Origin of the sequence: Vibrio gallaecicus (assembly GCF_024347495.1) — a bacterium.
Lineage (GTDB): Bacteria > Pseudomonadota > Gammaproteobacteria > Enterobacterales > Vibrionaceae > Vibrio > Vibrio gallaecicus.
Window position 1 is genome coordinate 486,462 of the sequence record NZ_AP025490.1, and the last position, 16,301, is coordinate 502,762.

The 16,301-nt window shown below is 42.2% G+C and carries 18 protein-coding genes; 9 read left to right on the forward strand and 9 right to left on the reverse strand.

The window, feature by feature from the left end:
• Positions 1-28 precede the first annotated feature (28 nt).
• Positions 29-847 (reverse strand): pyrroline-5-carboxylate reductase, encoded by an 819-nt coding sequence (gene proC, locus OCU78_RS02180; RefSeq protein ID WP_137374470.1) that lies wholly within the window; start codon positions 845-847, stop codon positions 29-31.
• A 72-nt stretch (positions 848-919) separates the two neighbouring features.
• Positions 920-1,624: a YggS family pyridoxal phosphate-dependent enzyme gene (locus OCU78_RS02185; RefSeq protein ID WP_137374471.1), complete on the reverse strand. Its 705-nt coding sequence runs from the start codon at positions 1,622-1,624 to the stop codon at positions 920-922.
• Between the two features lie 26 nt (positions 1,625-1,650).
• On the opposite strand from OCU78_RS02185, the gene OCU78_RS02190 reads away from it, so the two are divergent.
• Together OCU78_RS02190 and OCU78_RS02195 are read left to right on the forward strand one after the other, a co-directional pair.
• Entirely contained in the window at positions 1,651-2,682 is a 1,032-nt protein-coding gene (locus OCU78_RS02190) for a type IV pilus twitching motility protein PilT (RefSeq protein ID WP_137374472.1), read from the forward strand.
• A 111-nt stretch (positions 2,683-2,793) separates the two neighbouring features.
• Entirely contained in the window at positions 2,794-3,903 is a 1,110-nt protein-coding gene (locus OCU78_RS02195) for a PilT/PilU family type 4a pilus ATPase (RefSeq protein ID WP_137374473.1), read from the forward strand.
• Between the two features lie 72 nt (positions 3,904-3,975).
• On the opposite strand, the gene ruvX is transcribed toward OCU78_RS02195, so the two are convergent.
• From ruvX to zapG, 7 genes are all read right to left on the reverse strand, one after another.
• Positions 3,976-4,401 carry a Holliday junction resolvase RuvX gene (gene ruvX / locus OCU78_RS02200; RefSeq protein ID WP_137374474.1) on the reverse strand — a complete coding sequence of 142 codons (426 nt, stop codon included), beginning with the start codon at positions 4,399-4,401 and terminating at the stop codon, positions 3,976-3,978.
• A gap of 68 nt (positions 4,402-4,469) precedes the next feature.
• Positions 4,470-5,033 (reverse strand): YqgE/AlgH family protein, encoded by a 564-nt coding sequence (locus tag OCU78_RS02205; RefSeq protein WP_137374475.1) that lies wholly within the window; start codon positions 5,031-5,033, stop codon positions 4,470-4,472.
• Between the two features lie 99 nt (positions 5,034-5,132).
• Entirely contained in the window at positions 5,133-6,083 is a 951-nt protein-coding gene (gshB, locus tag OCU78_RS02210) for a glutathione synthase (RefSeq protein ID WP_137374476.1), read from the reverse strand.
• Between the two features lie 9 nt (positions 6,084-6,092).
• Positions 6,093-6,824, reverse strand: a complete 732-nt coding sequence (rsmE, locus tag OCU78_RS02215) for a 16S rRNA (uracil(1498)-N(3))-methyltransferase (protein WP_137374477.1) — start codon at positions 6,822-6,824, stop codon at positions 6,093-6,095.
• Positions 6,825-7,002: 178 nt separating this feature from the next.
• Positions 7,003-8,064 carry an outer membrane-stress sensor serine endopeptidase DegS gene (degS, locus tag OCU78_RS02220; protein ID WP_137374589.1) on the reverse strand — a complete coding sequence of 354 codons (1,062 nt, stop codon included), beginning with the start codon at positions 8,062-8,064 and terminating at the stop codon, positions 7,003-7,005.
• 244 nt (positions 8,065-8,308) lie between these two features.
• Positions 8,309-9,664 (reverse strand): Do family serine endopeptidase, encoded by a 1,356-nt coding sequence (locus tag OCU78_RS02225; RefSeq protein WP_137374590.1) that lies wholly within the window; start codon positions 9,662-9,664, stop codon positions 8,309-8,311.
• A 135-nt stretch (positions 9,665-9,799) separates the two neighbouring features.
• A complete protein-coding gene (zapG, locus tag OCU78_RS02230) occupies positions 9,800-10,243 on the reverse strand; it encodes a Z-ring associated protein ZapG (RefSeq protein WP_137374478.1) in 444 nt (147 codons plus the stop codon).
• Between the two features lie 218 nt (positions 10,244-10,461).
• Here zapG and zapE point away from each other — a divergent pair, with 218 nt between their 5' ends.
• The 7 genes from zapE to sspA all read left to right on the forward strand — a co-directional run bounded on the left by zapE (position 10,462) and on the right by sspA (position 16,286).
• Positions 10,462-11,565 (forward strand): cell division protein ZapE, encoded by a 1,104-nt coding sequence (zapE, locus tag OCU78_RS02235; protein WP_137374479.1) that lies wholly within the window; start codon positions 10,462-10,464, stop codon positions 11,563-11,565.
• A gap of 245 nt (positions 11,566-11,810) precedes the next feature.
• A complete protein-coding gene (gene rplM, locus OCU78_RS02240; RefSeq protein WP_010434689.1) occupies positions 11,811-12,239 on the forward strand; it encodes a 50S ribosomal protein L13 in 429 nt (142 codons plus the stop codon).
• Between the two features lie 13 nt (positions 12,240-12,252).
• Entirely contained in the window at positions 12,253-12,645 is a 393-nt protein-coding gene (gene rpsI, locus OCU78_RS02245) for a 30S ribosomal protein S9 (RefSeq protein WP_137374480.1), read from the forward strand.
• 328 nt (positions 12,646-12,973) lie between these two features.
• On the forward strand, positions 12,974-13,564 hold the full coding sequence (gene petA / locus OCU78_RS02250) for a ubiquinol-cytochrome c reductase iron-sulfur subunit (RefSeq protein ID WP_137374481.1): 591 nt from the start codon (positions 12,974-12,976) through the stop codon (positions 13,562-13,564).
• Positions 13,564-14,829, forward strand: coding sequence for a cytochrome b (locus OCU78_RS02255; RefSeq protein ID WP_137374482.1), 1,266 nt, complete (start codon positions 13,564-13,566; stop codon positions 14,827-14,829). The genes petA and OCU78_RS02255 overlap by 1 nt, the downstream gene beginning before the upstream one ends.
• Positions 14,826-15,563: a cytochrome c1 gene (locus OCU78_RS02260; protein ID WP_137374483.1), complete on the forward strand. Its 738-nt coding sequence runs from the start codon at positions 14,826-14,828 to the stop codon at positions 15,561-15,563. Before OCU78_RS02255 ends, OCU78_RS02260 begins: the two co-directional genes overlap by 4 nt.
• An 87-nt stretch (positions 15,564-15,650) precedes the next feature.
• Entirely contained in the window at positions 15,651-16,286 is a 636-nt protein-coding gene (gene sspA, locus OCU78_RS02265) for a stringent starvation protein SspA (protein ID WP_137374484.1), read from the forward strand.
• Positions 16,287-16,301 lie beyond the last annotated feature (15 nt).

The window sequence follows — 16,301 nt, forward strand, 5'->3', positions numbered from 1 at the left end:
GCGCTTACTAATGCCTGCCACATAATAATTAAAACAGTTTTTCCATCTCTTCAGCACGAGACACAGCCGCTTGCATGGCTTTGGCTACAATGTCTGACAGTTGGTTTTCATTGAAAGTTCTGAGTGCTTCTGCTGTCGTGCCACCTTTTGATGTGACTTGTTCACGCAGTGTCGATAACTCTGTGCTTGGGTTAGCAACTACCATTTCTGCTGCACCTAATGCTGACTGTTGAACCAACTTACGTGCAGTGTCGGCATCGAAACCTTGTTTGATGGCTTCGGCTTGCATAGCTTCCATAAATAAGAAGAAATACGCAGGGGCACTGCCAGCTGCCGCGATAATGTTATTGATACCCGATTCTTGCTCAACCCAGCACACTTCGCCAACTGCTTGCATTAATTGAGAAGCGAAGTTTTTATCTTGCTCATTGACTTTCTGGTCGGCATAAAGCCCGCTCATACCTTTACCAAGTAATGATGGAGTATTTGGCATGACACGAACCAAGTTCAATTGGCTATCGAGCATTTCATTAAGGCGTTTTGCACTAATACCAGCAGCAATTGAAATCACTAATTTATTTTCGAAATTGATAGCTTGCAGAGGTTTGCACACATCAGCCATCATTTGCGGCTTAACGGATAACACAATGACGTCTGCATTTTGTGCTGCTGTGTAGTTATCACTGGTAGTTTTAATGCCATAGTCAGCTTCAAGAGGCTGTCTTCTAGTTTCTGAAGGAGCCGTCGCCGTGATTTTATGTGCGGGATAACCACTCGCCACAAGACCTGCAACAATTGAACGAACCATGTTCCCTGCACCAATAAAGGCGATATTCTTGTGTTCCATATTTCTCGGTCCTAACCTTGTAATGTGACGAACTAGCTTGTTCATCATTAGCTCAACTATTTGGGGCTGATATTATTTGGTGTAATTACGAGCACCAAAAATTGCCGTGCCTATTCTTACCATTGTGCTGCCTGCTTCAACAGCGGCATCCATATCACCGCTCATACCCATTGAGAGTGTATCTATGCCTGAATATTTATCACTAAGCTTATTGTTAAGAGATGCTAATTGTGAAAAAGCATTAAGCTGTGATTGATAATCTGACACGTTAGCAGGAATTGACATCAATCCTCTTAAAGTGAGGTTGGGAAGTGAAGAAATCAACTCTGCTAATTCAAAAATTTCTGCTTCAGAGGTGCCTGATTTTGAATCTTCACCACTTGTATTGACTTGAATGAGTACCTGCAAAGCGGATAGGTGTTCAGGTCTTTGATCATTTAAACGCTGAGCTATTTTTCCTCGTTCAATAGAATGTACCCAATCAAAATTTTCAGCGATTGGTCGCGTTTTATTGGATTGAATTGGACCAATAAAATGCCATTCTAAATTTAAGTTAGAATGTTGTTCTGAAAAGTGTTTTACTTTATCTACGCCTTCTTGGACGTAGTTTTCACCAAATGAAACTTGCCCACCTTGTGCGGCTTCTAGAATTGCCTCGATAGGTTTAGTTTTACTTACGGCTAAAAGTTGCACGGACTCTGGAGGTCGGCCACACTTTTGTTCTGCATTACGGATCTGCGAGGTGATCTGTTCAATATTTTGTTGAATACTACTCATAGCTGACTTTACTTAAGGGAAAATAAATGGATATCACTGAGTTACTGGATTTTAGTGTAAAGCATAACGCGTCAGATCTACATCTTTCTGCGGGTGTATCTCCAATGGTACGTATAGATGGTGAAGTAAGGAAGCTTGGAGTTCCTGCTTTTAGTCATGCTGATGTACATCGTTTGGTTTTTGAGATCATGAACGATTCCCAGCGCAGTGAATTTGAAGAAAAGCTGGAAGTCGATTTTTCTTTTGAATTACCTAGTGTTGGACGCTTCCGTGTTAATGCATTTAATCAGGCTCGTGGCTGTTCTGCTGTATTTCGTACCATTCCCGTTGAGATCCCAACCTTAGATCAATTAGGTGCGCCAGAGATCTTTGAAAAAATTGCAAATTATGAAAAGGGCTTAGTACTCGTTACGGGTCCTACTGGTTCTGGTAAGTCGACCACACTTGCCGCTATGGTAGATTATGTAAACCGTAACTATAACAAACACATATTAACCATCGAAGACCCGATTGAATTCGTACATACCAACAATAAGTGTTTGATAAACCAACGTGAAGTACATAGAGATACCCATAGCTTTAAAGCAGCCTTACGCAGTGCTTTACGTGAAGACCCTGATGTTATTTTGGTGGGCGAGCTTCGTGATCAAGAAACGATCAGTTTAGCGCTTACAGCAGCCGAAACGGGGCACCTTGTTTTTGGTACATTGCATACTAGCTCTGCGGCAAAAACCATTGACCGTATTATTGATGTATTCCCCGGTAGTGATAAAGACATGGTTCGGTCTATGCTTTCTGAATCACTTCGTTCGGTTATTGCTCAGAAGTTGCTTAAGCGTATTGGGGGCGGGCGTGTTGCTTGCCACGAAATTATGATGGCGACGCCAGCAATTCGTAACTTGATACGTGAAGATAAAGTGGCGCAGATGTACTCAATTATCCAAACGGGAGCTGCTCACGGCATGCAAACAATGGAACAAAACTCCAAGCAGTTGATTGCTCAAGGTTTGGTGGATCCAGAAGAAGTTCAGAAGAAAATTGAAACATCGTTATTCTAGTTCGTTGGCTATCAATCTCGTCAGTTAACAGTATCGTCAGTTAAAATATTGCTTAAAGCTTTTTTGATTAAAGCTTTCTTGGTTAAAAATGTGCATTAAGGCTAAATTAAAATGGAATTGAATCAAATTCTCGAAGGGATGATCTCGCAAAAAGCATCGGATCTTTATATCACGGTGGATGCACCTATATTATTTAGAGTTGACGGGGAGTTGCGCCCTCAAGGTGAAAAGCTCAATGAAGCTCAAGTTGCTCAGTTGCTTGATGCCATGATGGATCAAGATCGCCGTGCTGAGTATCGTCGAACTCGTGAATCAAATTTTGCGGTAGTTCGAGATACTGGGCGTTTTCGTGTGAGTGCTTTCTTCCAGAGGGAATTGCCTGGTGCTGTCATTCGCCGTATCGAAACCAATATCCCTAGCTTTGAGCAGCTTAAACTTCCTGATGTACTCCAAGACCTATCTATCGCTAAGCGTGGGTTAGTGCTGGTGGTAGGTGCTACAGGGTCGGGTAAATCAACTTCTATGGCGGCAATGACAGGTTATCGTAATTCTAACCGCTCAGGGCATATCCTAACGGTTGAAGACCCAATCGAGTTTGTTCATGAGCACAAAAAATGTATCGTTACTCAGCGTGAAGTTGGGTTAGATACAGATAGTTATGAAGTTGCTTTAAAGAACTCGCTTCGACAAGCGCCTGATATGATTCTTATTGGTGAAATACGTAGCCGTGAAACGATGGAATATGCCATGACTTTCGCGGAAACTGGTCACCTTTGTATGGCGACACTTCATGCCAATAATGCTAACCAAGCGTTAGAGCGTATTTTGCATTTAGTGCCAAAAGAGCAAAAAGAGCAATTCTTATTCGACTTATCAATGAACTTGCGCGGTGTGGTTGCTCAGCAACTTATCCGAGATAAAAATGGTAATGGTCGACATGGTGTGTTTGAGATTCTGCTCAATAGCCCAAGGATCTCTGATTTGATTCGCCGCGGTGATCTTCATGAATTGAAGGCGACGATGGCGAAATCGAAAGAAGTTGGTATGCAAACTTTTGATCAATCATTATATGACTTAGTTGTTTCAGGGAAAATCAGTGAAGAGGATGCATTTCATAGTGCTGATTCTGCCAATGATCTACGCTTGATGCTCAAGACCCAACGCGGTGATGACAGCTACGGAACCGGTGCACTTGCAGGTGTGAAGATTGATATGGAGTAAGAACGATTTCTTACTAGTATGAATTTACAGATATAAAAAAGGGTTGCTTGGTAGCAACCCTTTTTTATTTGATTACTCGCCCCATTGAGCTTCAAACCAGCTTTCTAGGATAACCACTGCTGACTGATTATCGACATTACCTTTACTCAGCGCTTTATATCCACCCATTTCGAATAGGTCTGCTCTCGCTTCTGTGGTTGATAACCTTTCATCATGAAGCTCAACGTTCACACCAAAGCGTCCTTTGAGGCGATTCGCAAATTTCTTTGCTCTTGGTGTGATCGTTTCTAAATCTTTGCCGTGAAGATCGGTAGGCAAACCAACGACAACCAAATCGGGTTGCCACTCTTTGAGTTGTTTCTCTATATCATCCCAGTTAGGGATACCATCTTTTGCTTTGAATGCTTTTAACGGGCTTGCTGTACCAGTAATCTCTTGACCGATAGCGCTACCGATACTTTTAGTACCGTAATCAAACGCCATAATTGTTCGTGACATGGTATTTCCAAATGTTTTAAAGAAAAGGCTTTTTGTTGTGTGCGACTAAAATTTAGAACTTATGATCTCTAGGCATGACCAGCATCCGAAGACAATTGAGATACATTGATGCCTAGCATTTGTACCGCTACTTTCCAGCGTTCAGCTATCGGTGTATCGAAAATGACTTTTGGATCAGCTTCGATGGTAAGCCAAGAGTTTTCGGTGAGTTCTATCTCTAGTTGACCTGGGTCCCACCCTGAATAACCCAGAGCGATAAGGTAATTCTGAGGTTCCGCATCGGTGCCAAGTACTGAAAGAATATCTTTGGAAGTGGTTACCGAGATATGATCAGTCATATTGATGCTTGATTGGTAAGTATCTTTAGGTTGATGAAGAATAAAACCTCTATCTTCAGCGACAGGTCCACCATTTAATACAGGTTGCGCTAAGCTGGCTTGCTTATGCTGAGGTTGGATCGGTTCTACTTCAACTTGCTTGAGCATTGACCCTACTGTGACATCAATTGGAGCATTGATCATTAACCCCATTGCACCTTCATCATTATGCTCACATAAGTAGATAACTGAGTGCTGAAAGTAGGGATCTTTCATTCCGGGCATTGCTACGAGAAAATGGTTAGTCAAATTCATAATATCTCCTGCCACTAAGGAAAAATGAGCGACAAAGCTGTCGCTCTAATTGTATAGGTTTTGCTAGAGATTATCGAAATCCTTGAGACTTCGGAATTACTATTTATCGTTAACTCGGCGTTCAATCGCATCCATTAACTTGCCTGTTACTGAAACATCGAATGCAGCTTCAATTTCACGGATACAGGTTGGGCTCGTAACGTTAATTTCAGTTAGTTTGTCGCCAATAACATCAAGACCAACAAAAATCAGTCCTTTTTCTTTTAGTGCCGGTGCAACCGCTTTAGCGATCGCCCAATCAGTTTCGCTTAGAGGTCGAGCTTCACCTGTACCGCCGGCAGCAAGGTTGCCACGAGTTTCACCTTTAGCTGGGATACGAGCTAGGCAGTAAGGCATAGGTTCACCATCAACAACCAGAATACGCTTATCGCCATTACTTATGTCAGGCACGAAAGTTTGTGCCATTGCGTAGTTTTGACCGTGGTTTGTTAATGTCTCGATGATCACTGATACGTTTGGATCGCCTTCTTTCACTCGGAAAATTGAAGCTCCACCCATGCCATCTAATGGTTTCAGGATGATATCACCGTGCTTCTCGCGGAACGCTTTAATCTTTTCAGCTTTACGAGTTACGATTGTCGTGGGTGTCAGTTCCGGGAACCAAGCTGTGAACAGTTTTTCGTTACAATCACGCAAGCTTTGAGGCTTGTTGACAATAAGAGCGCCATTTTCTTCTGCACGCTCAAGAATGTAAGTTGCGTAAATATATTCAGTATCGAAAGGAGGATCTTTACGCATCAATACAGCATCAAGTTCAGATAGTGCAATAGTTTGCTCTGATTTGAATTCATACCAGCCGTTTGGATCTTCTTTTAATTCGACTACTTTCGTATCTGCAATAGCGACACCTTGATCTAAGTGTAGATCATCCATTTCCATATAGTGGATTTCATAACCACGACGCTGTGCTTCAAGCATCATGGCAAAGCTAGAGTCTTTTTTAATATTAATGGATGAAATCGGATCCATTACGATGCCAAGTTTGATCATTTTATTCTCCTAGCCTAGATCGCCAAAACGGACTTGTAAGGCAGTAATTGCAGTTAGAGCCGCGGTTTCGGTACGTAATACACGAGGACCGAGTAGCGTCTCTTCAAATTGATATTGTTCTGTCATGCTGATTTCTTCAGCGGATAACCCACCTTCTGGTCCGATCAAGAGTCGAACTTTATTGATAGGCTCTGGAAGTGTGTTAATGGAGTATTTTGCTCGAGGGTGTAAGTTCAGCTTTAGGGCTTCGCTTGGTTCACCGCACCATTCTTCAAGTTGCATGATTGGTCGGATAACTGGAACAGTGTTACGCCCTGATTGTTCGCAAGCTGCAATAGCAATTTTTTGCCATTGAGCCAGCTTCTTTTCGAAACGCTTGGCATCAAGCTTTACACCGCAACGCTCTGAAATTAGAGGGGTAATGGTATTCACACCTAATTCGACGGACTTTTGAATGGTGAACTCCATTTTATCACCGCGAGAGATAACCTGACCTAGGTGTAAATTCAGGGGGGATTCGCTGCTACGCTCAATACGTTCACTTACTTCAACAATGACACTTTTCTTTGTGACTTCTGAAATCGTTGCAGGAAACTCCGCACCGCTACCATCAAATAGTAGGACCTCTTGGCCTTCCTTCATTCGTAATACTCGACCAACGTGACCGGCAGCGTCTTCACCTAAAGAAAGGGCGCCTAGCTGGTGGATGAATTCAGGGTGATAAATACGAGGTACTCTCATGTCAGCAAACCTATTGATATGTGCGTTTAGATATTTTTGTCTTTGCCTAACATGGATGCTAAGTAAAGAAAAAACAAGTAGCTATTTAAAATAGCTGAGAGATCACATCATGCCGCTAAAAGAAATGAACAGCATGATGAATTGATAAGGAGTTCAAGGAGGTATCACATTACCCAGTTTAACGAATAGCTTCCTCAACTGTTACTTGAAGCGTGATCTCTTCACCTTTGCGAAGTATACCGACATCAATCACAGTTCCTGGTCGTAAATCAGTGACTATATCCCTCACACTTTGTAGGTCGTTTATTTTTATGTTGTTAATTTTAAGGATTATGTCTTGCACTTCAAAGCCTGCATTTTCTGCCGGTCCATTCGGGTCAATGCGAAGTACGACAACACCTCCAATGCTTTTGCTGCCGATAAGGCGACCAGTGACTGAATTTATATCTAGCCCGTTAACGCCGATATACCCACGTATAACTCGACCATCAGCAATGATTTTTTGCATGATTTTATTCGCTAATTGGTAGGGAATCGCAAATGAAATACCATAAGTTTCCATGTCCGTTGCTGGTTGATATGATGCGGTATTAATGCCGACCAGCTCACCTTGGGTATTAATTAAAGCTCCTCCAGAGTTGCCTTCATTAATAGCGGCATCTGTTTGAATGAAGGCTTGGTGCCCATCAGTATTATTTGAAAAGCGACCTGTCGCTGAGATAATCCCAAATGTAGTGGTTTGCCCTAGGTTGTAAGGGTTACCTATTGCGAGTACCACATCACCCACATTGGCTGTGTAATTTGGGTTAAGTGGGATCACTGGTAGGTTATCACCCTCGACTCGTAATATCGCAATATCCGTGCGCTCATCTGAGCCAACAAGTTGAGCAGCTGCAGACCGCCCATCTTGAAGTGCTACAATAATTTGGTCTGCCATTTCCACAACATGGTAGTTCGTAATAATGTAGCCTTTTTCACTTACGATGACCCCAGAGCCTAGCCCTTGAATGAGAAGTTTACTTCGGTCGTTATCGGAGTATTTTTGGCTATAAATATTTACAACTGCTGGCGAGGCTCGTCTTACCGCTTGGTTGAATGAGACTTGTAGTGAGTTGAGATTACTAACCTGTTGCTCAATAACTTGAGGAATAATTGAAGGTCGAAGACTAGGGGATACAGTCAGTACAAGTGCGGCAGACACTAGCCCTAGTGAGATAGAACGAAATAGAAAGGACAGCATGTTTCCCTCTTCAACAGGTAAGGTATAAGTCACCGATGTAAGACGGCAAAGTGATTTACCAGTGAAGCATAGCATTTTGATTCAGCGAAATGAAAGAGTGAACACCCAACAGTTCATCGAATGTTCACTCTATTTTTCATAGGGTTTTGGTTTGTGTCGCGATGGTATTAACCATATTTTCAGCCATTCCCCTTATTTTTTGCATTGGTACAATTTTATACTGGTACCTAGTCAGTCAGTAACGTTATCTAACTACTAGGTAGATAGTGCGCTCACCTCTTTGGATATTTAAAGCGAGAACTGCTGGTTTCTTTTCTAGCATTGTTCGTAATTCTGCGAGGTTTTCTACTCGCTGTCGATTGAGACCAATTATGATGTCATTCTCTAGGAGTTGATAAGCTTCAGCTGGGGATCCTTTCGCTACCGAGGATACCTTAACTCCGACTACAGCATCTTTATCTGTGGTATTCGTAAGCTCTGCGCCCGCTAAACCGTCATGCAGTTTTTCTGCTTTCGTTTTGCTATTGGTCGATTCGCCAAGAGTAACGTCGAATGATTTTTGGTCACCATCTCGCACTGCTCCCAGTTTGATTTTTTTACCTGCCCCCAGAGTGGCAACTTTGGCTCTTAATTCACTGAAAGTGTCGATACGTTTGCCATTGATAGAGACAATAATGTCTCCAGCTTTTAAGCCGGCTTTGTCTGCCGCACTATCTGGCACAACTTGGCTAACGAACGCACCTTTACTGGACTCGTAGCCGAGGGCTTCAGCTAACTCCGAAGTGATTTCTCCACCTTGAACTCCCAACATACCGCGTTTAACCTCGCCGAAATCTAGGATTTGCTCTGTGAGGTTCTTCATCATATTGGATGGGATAGCGAAGCCAATCCCAACGTTTCCACCATTGGGACCTAAAATAGCCGTATTGATACCAATCAGTTCGCCGTTCAAGTTGACTAAGGCACCGCCGGAATTGCCGCTATTAATTGCCGCATCGGTTTGAATGAAGTTCTCAAAGTTCTCAAGGTTTAGACCACTTCTACCTAATGCTGAGACAATACCAGACGTAACTGTTTGACCTAAGCCAAATGGGTTGCCGATTGCAACAGTAAAATCACCAACACGAAGTTGGTCTGAATCCGCCAATTTAATTTGAGTTAGGTTCTTTGCTTTTTCTAATTTGAGAAGAGCGACGTCTGACATTTCATCACCGCCAATCAACTCTGCGTCGTATTCACGACCATCGTGTAATTTTACTTTGATTTCGTCCGCACTATTAATCACATGATAGTTAGTAACGATATGACCTTTTTCAGCATCGACAATGACACCAGATCCTAATCCTCTGAATGGACGTTCTTGAGTTTGTTCAGGACCAAAGAAGAATTGAAATTGTTCAGGGATACGTTGACGTTGAACTTGCTTACCTTCAACGGCAATGCTCACTACTGCAGGGGTCACCTGTTCAAGCATAGGTGCAAGGCTGGGAAGTTGCTCACCATTTACACTCAGTGGTAGTGCTGCGGTGGCTTGAATGGGGGTGATGATGGAACTTAAGCTTAAAGTCATTATCGATAAAGCAAGCAAAGGTTTTTTCATCATAAACTCCTCTCTAGTTATGGTCTCGTATCATCATATGTAGATAAATAATGATGCTAATCAGTAGACCTGAGTGAAAGTTATGACTCAAAAACCTTTCTAAAGTTCACCTTAAATGATTTAGGTGCAATAAGATTATGATGCTTTTGCTGTCACTAGTTCAGGCGAATCGATAATTTCTTTTTCTGGTTCGCTAAACAAACCGGTTGCACCGTGAGCATAATCTTTTGGTGGCTGCTCAATTGAAGTTTCCGACTTCTCAGCTTTGTCAGAGTGAACTGCCGCTGTTTTTACAAACGGGTTGTCTTGCTCTGGTAAGTTTGGAAGAAGTTCAGCACTCGTTTTTTCCATATGTTGGTACAGCTTAGTGTAGTCTTTTCCTAAGGTGTCCAGCATTTCTGCAGTTTGTGCAAAGTGATCAGCTAACTCTTGTCGTTGTTGCTCTAATGCAAACTTTGCAGAGTCTAATTCTTTTTGTACGTTTTTCTGTTTGTTGTATTCAGGGGTCATGAGACGAGAAATAACAACCCCTAAAATTGCTCCCACAAGCAAACCAGCAACGGCATACATCCAAGGCATAACAGCTCCTTATAATTGTTTTTTAACATGTTTGTTACTGTGTAGTTACACGTATTGCGGCTCCATGGTACTATGAGAATGATGCAGTATAAAGAGAAATGCATGTGCGCTAGTTAGCAAGTTGGCGTCGATTTATACTATTGTGAACACTGTTTTATTCTGGCTTTATCTAAGTTTGGTAGTGAGCCAGTGTGGCTTTTATTGTGGAAACCTCCGTCATGAACCCAATTCAAAAATACGAACAAGATATACAAGAGCATGGTTTTCAAAGAGATCCAGCCCAAGAGCAAGCGGTTCAAAGCTTGGATAAACTGTTTCATGAATTTCAAGATTATTTGAATGCACCTACACCGCAGCTGACTCGTTTTCAAAAACTGATGGGGAAGAAGCTTGAGCTTCCACAACCTCCCAAAGGTCTGTATTTCTGGGGAGGGGTAGGGAGAGGTAAAACTTATCTAATGGATACGTTTTATGATGAATTACCAACCACAAAAAAAATGAGAGTTCACTTCCACCGCTTTATGTATCGGGTGCATGATGAGTTGAAGGCGCTGGGTAATGTCAGTGATCCATTACCTTTAGTCGCCGATAAATTGAAGCTAGAAGCAGACATTATCTGTTTCGATGAATTTTTTGTTTCAGATATCACAGACGCGATGATTTTAGGAACATTGTTCCAAGAGCTTTTCTCAAGAAGTGTTGTGCTGGTAGCAACATCAAATATTCCCCCTGCTGATTTGTACCGAAATGGGTTGCAGCGCGCTCGTTTTCTTCCTGCTATAAAACTTATCCAAGAGAATTGTCACATTCTTAATGTAGATAGCGGTATTGATTATCGATTAAGAACATTAGAGCAAGCTGAGATTTATCACTACCCTCTAGATAAGCAAGCTAACATCAACTTGGAAAAGTATTACGCTCAGTTAGTTGGAGAAGATAAAGAAAAGCTCTCTCAAATTGAAGTGAATCACCGCCAAGTGGATGTACTTGAAGCGAGTGATGGTGTTTTACATGCAACTTTTGTTCAGTTATGCCAATCAGCTAGAAGCCAAAATGACTATATAGAGCTATCTAGAATCTATCATTCAGTTTTGCTAGCTGATGTATTACAGATGGGAGCGACTTCAGATGATGCAGCTAGACGTTTTATTGCATTAGTCGATGAATTTTATGAGCGTAATGTGAAGCTCATAATTTCAGCCGAAGTAGCTCTTGAAGATTTGTATACTAAAGGTCAACTAGAGTTTGAATTTAAGCGTTGTCAGTCACGCTTAATCGAAATGCAAAGTCATGACTACTTAGCAAAAGAGCACCTCAGTTAGTATTAAATGTGTACAACAGAAACAGAGAATAAAAAAATCGTGATTTTGTTCAAAAAGAGGTGATTTTTTCTTCGCTCTTCTCTATAATCCTGCGACCTACCGTTACTGCGGGCCTCTAGCAATGAGTAAAATCTAGCTATGCCAAGAGTCTCCAACACTCGAAGGGGTGATGAATGGTACTCTTAGACAGTGGGAATACTTCCGTATTCCTTAAGTGTAAATTTTTTAAATAGGTAATTATTAGCATGAAAACTTTCGTTGCTAAACCAGAAACTGTAAAACGCGACTGGTATGTTGTAGACGCTGAAGGCAAAACTCTTGGCCGTCTAGCAAGTGAAATCGCTTCTCGCCTACGCGGCAAGCACAAAGCAGAATACACTCCTCACGTAGACACTGGTGATTACATCATCGTTGTTAACGCTGAGAAAGTTGCTGTAACTGGTAACAAAGCTAAGGGTAAGGTTTACTACCGTCACTCTGAGTTCCCTGGTGGTCTAAAAACTATCACTTTTGAAAAGCTAATTGCTAAGAAACCAGAAATGGTTCTTGAACTAGCAGTTAAAGGTATGCTTCCACGTGGTCCACTAGGCCGCGCGATGTACCGTAAGCTTAAAGTATACGCTGGTACTGAGCACAACCATGTTGCTCAACAGCCACAAGTACTAGACATCTAAGGGGATTATGAAAATGGCAGAGAATCAATACTACGGCACTGGTCGTCGCAAAAGCTCAGCAGCTCGTGTTTTCATCAAACCAGGCTCTGGTGAGATCGTAATCAACAAGCGTAGCCTTGATGTTTACTTCGGTCGTGAAACTTCTCGCATGGTTGTTAAACAACCTCTTGAGCTAGTTGAACTAACTGAGAAACTTGACCTTTACATCACTGTTTCTGGTGGTGGTATTTCTGGTCAAGCTGGCGCAATCCGCCACGGTATCACACGTGCTCTAATGGAGTTCGATGAAACTCTACGTCCTGCTCTACGTGCAGCTGGTTACGTTACTCGTGACGCTCGTTGCGTTGAACGTAAGAAAGTTGGTCTACGTAAAGCACGTCGTAAACCACAATTCTCTAAGCGTTAATTTTCTATTACAGAAAACACGCTTCAGTTTTATTACTGGAATTGTTGTCCAAAAGCTCGGCTATATGCCGGGCTTTTTGTTTTTTACACTTCGCAAAACTCCTTTCCTTACTAGATTTCTAATCCATTTCTTATAATTTGAAAGCTTTTATAACTCTATGTGCGCTTTGCCTCATGATTGTTACAAAAAGGTAGCTTTATCTTGTCAAAAAGTAGGGTTTTATTTATCATCTTCCGTCAATAAATAGAACTAAATGTATAATTTTGTTAGCCATGCTCTGTAAGCGGAATAATTATAATCCAAAAGGAGCAAATGGGAGAATGTTTGGATGAGCAACGCGCCATTAAATAACGGTCGCAGGCGTTTCTTAACCGCAACAACAGCAGTTGTTGGTGGTTTAGGAGCAGCTGCTGTCGCCGTGCCTTTTATTAAATCATGGAATCCGAGTGCTAAAGCGAAAGCTGCTGGTGCTCCGGTTGAAGTGGAAGTCAGTAAGCTTGAAGCCGGTCAGATGGTTCGTGTCGAGTGGCAAGGTAAACCTGTATGGGTTGTACGCCGTGCTGATTCGGTACTTGAAAACCTGAAGTCTATCGGTAGCCAATTACGCGACCCACAATCAGAAGCTGAACAACAACCAGAATACGCACAGAATGAGTTTCGTTCTATTAAAGCTGAGTATTTTGTAGCTGTTGGTTTCTGTACACACTTAGGTTGTTCCCCAACTTACCTTCCTGATTCTTTTGCAGAACAAGTTCAAGGTGTTAAATCTGGCTTCTTCTGTCCGTGTCATGGCTCTAAGTTTGATATGGCTGGTCGAGTGTTCCAAGGTGTTCCTGCTCCTTTGAATCTTGTTGTGCCAAAGCATATGTATTTGAGTGACACTAAGATCCTTATCGGCATTGACGAGGGAGATGCATAATGCAAGGACTGCTTGATTGGGTAGAAAAACGTCTACCCGCGATGAATGCATATAAAAAGCATTTGTCAGAATATCCGATGCCTAAGAACTTTAACTTTTGGTACCTTTTTGGTTCTTTAGCAATGTTAGTACTGGTTAACCAAATCCTTACCGGTATTTGGTTAACAATGAACTACGTTCCATCAGGTGAAGGTGCGTTTGCTTCTGTTGAATACATCATGCGTGATGTGGAATACGGCTGGTTACTGCGTTATATGCACTCGACTGGCGCTTCTGCGTTCTTCGTTGTTATATACCTGCATATGTTCCGTGGTCTAATCTACGGCTCTTACCAAAAACCTCGTGAGCTACTTTGGATCTTCGGTATGTTGATCTTCTTAGTGCTTATGGCAGAGGCTTTCATGGGTTACTTACTACCATGGGGGCAAATGTCTTACTGGGGTGCTCAGGTAATCATATCTCTGTTTGGTGCGATCCCTGTTATTGGTGATGACCTAACGCTTTGGATCCGTGGTGACTACATCATCTCTGGTGCAACGCTAAACCGTTTCTTCGCGCTACACGTTATTGCTCTACCAATTGTACTATTGCTGCTTATCGTTCTACACGTACTAGCGCTACACGAAGTTGGTTCGAATAACCCTGATGGTATCGAAACTAAACTTCCTAAAGGTACTATGGGCGACGACTACAAAACTCAGTTCCCATTCCACAAGGACTACACGAAGAAATACGACATCATCGATTCTATTCCTTTCCACCCATACGGGACTGTGAAAGATATGGTAGGTGTTGCTGGTTTCTTATTCTTGTTCTGTTACGTGCTGTTCTTTAACCCTGAAATGGGTGGGTACTTCCTTGAGCCGCCTAACTTTGAAGCTGCTAACCCACTGAAAACACCTGAGCATATTGCTCCCGTTTGGTACTTCACGCCGTTCTACGCTGTACTTCGTGCTGTTCCTGATAAGTTGTTAGGTGTTGTAGCAATGGGTGCGTCTATTGTTGTGCTGTTCTTACTGCCATGGTTCGATCGTTGTAAAGTACGTTCATACCGTTACCGTAGCAAGCTGCATTTGATTAACATCATCCAATTCACAATAAGCTTTATTGCGCTTGGTATCCTTGGTGCGCTTCCAGCAACACCAACATACACATTATTAGCTCAAATCTTTAGCTTAGGTTACTTCATGTTCTTCGTTCTACTGTGGTTCTACAGTAAAAATGAAGCGACGAAACCATTACCAGAAAGGGTGACATTCAAATGAAAAAGTGGATTGTAATTTTATTTGCTATGTTACCTTCACTAGCAATGGCTGCTGGCGCAAGTGTACCGCTTGATAAAGCAAATAATGACCTAACAGATAAAGCTTCATTGCAAAATGGTGCGAAGTTATTCATGAACTACTGTTTCGCATGTCACTCTACGCAATATCAGCGTTATGAGCGTGTTGCGAATGATTTAGAAATCCCAGTAGACCTAATGAAAGAGAACTTGGTTTTTGACCCTGAGGCAAAAATCGGTGATCTTATGGTTAACGCTATGCCTGCAAAGCAAGCTGCGAATTGGTTTGGTGCTCCGCCACCTGACTTAACTCTCGTTGCTCGTGTTCGTGGTGCTGATTGGCTATATACTTATCTTCGTTCATTTTATGAAGATCCATCTCGCCCATTTGGTGTGAATAATATCGTTTTCCCAAGTGTTGGTATGCCGCATGTTCTTGAAGAGCTGCAAGGTATCCCAACTCCGGTTTACGATACACACATGGTCGATGGTGAAGAAGTAACTGCCGTTGTCGGTATTGAAACAGACGGTTCAGGTGAACTAAGTACTGGCGAATACGATAATGCTGTTCGCGACTTAGTGAATTTCCTCGTTTACTCAGGAGACCCTGTCCAACTTGAGCGACATGCTTTAGGTTGGTGGGTAATGGCATTCCTTGTGCTATTCACCATAGTTGTTGTGTTACTGAAGAAAGAGTATTGGCGTGATGTGCACTAATTGTGCTATAATTTCGTGCTAATTCCTAAATTTACAATGGAGGCTTAGGCCTCCATTTTTTTTATTTAAAGTGTACTGGAGGGCTCCATGGCTGTAGCTGCCAACAAACGTTCTGTAATGACTCTTTTCTCAAGTGCTTCTGATATGTATAGCCATCAGGTGCGCATTGTTCTTGCTGAAAAAGGCGTAAGTGTTGAAGTAGAGTTAGTCGATGAGGCAAACTTGCCAGCAGAACTCGTTGAACTGAACCCTTACAAGTCAGTACCAACTCTAGTTGATCGTGAGCTTGCTTTATATGACTCAAAGATCATCATGGAATATCTTGATGAGCGTTTTCCTCATCCACCATTGATGCCTGTTTACCCGGTTGCTCGTGGTAACAGTCGTCTAATGATGTACCGCATTGAGCGTAACTGGTACTCAGTTGCTGAAAAAATTGTTAAAGGTAATGCTGAAGAATCTGAAGCAGCACGCGTTAAATTACGTAATGACCTTCTAACACTAGCTCCAATTTTTGCTGAATACGAATACTTCATGAGTGAAGAATTTAGCTTGATTGACTGCTACCTTGCTCCTTTACTATGGCGCCTGCCAGAGTTAGGTATTGAGTTGATTGGTCCTGGTTCGAAAGAACTTAAGATCTACATGAACCGTGTATTTGAACGCGATTCATTCTTAGCTTCTTTGACTGAAGCTGAGCGTGAGATGCGATTAACTCGTTAAGTTTATGGATATTGA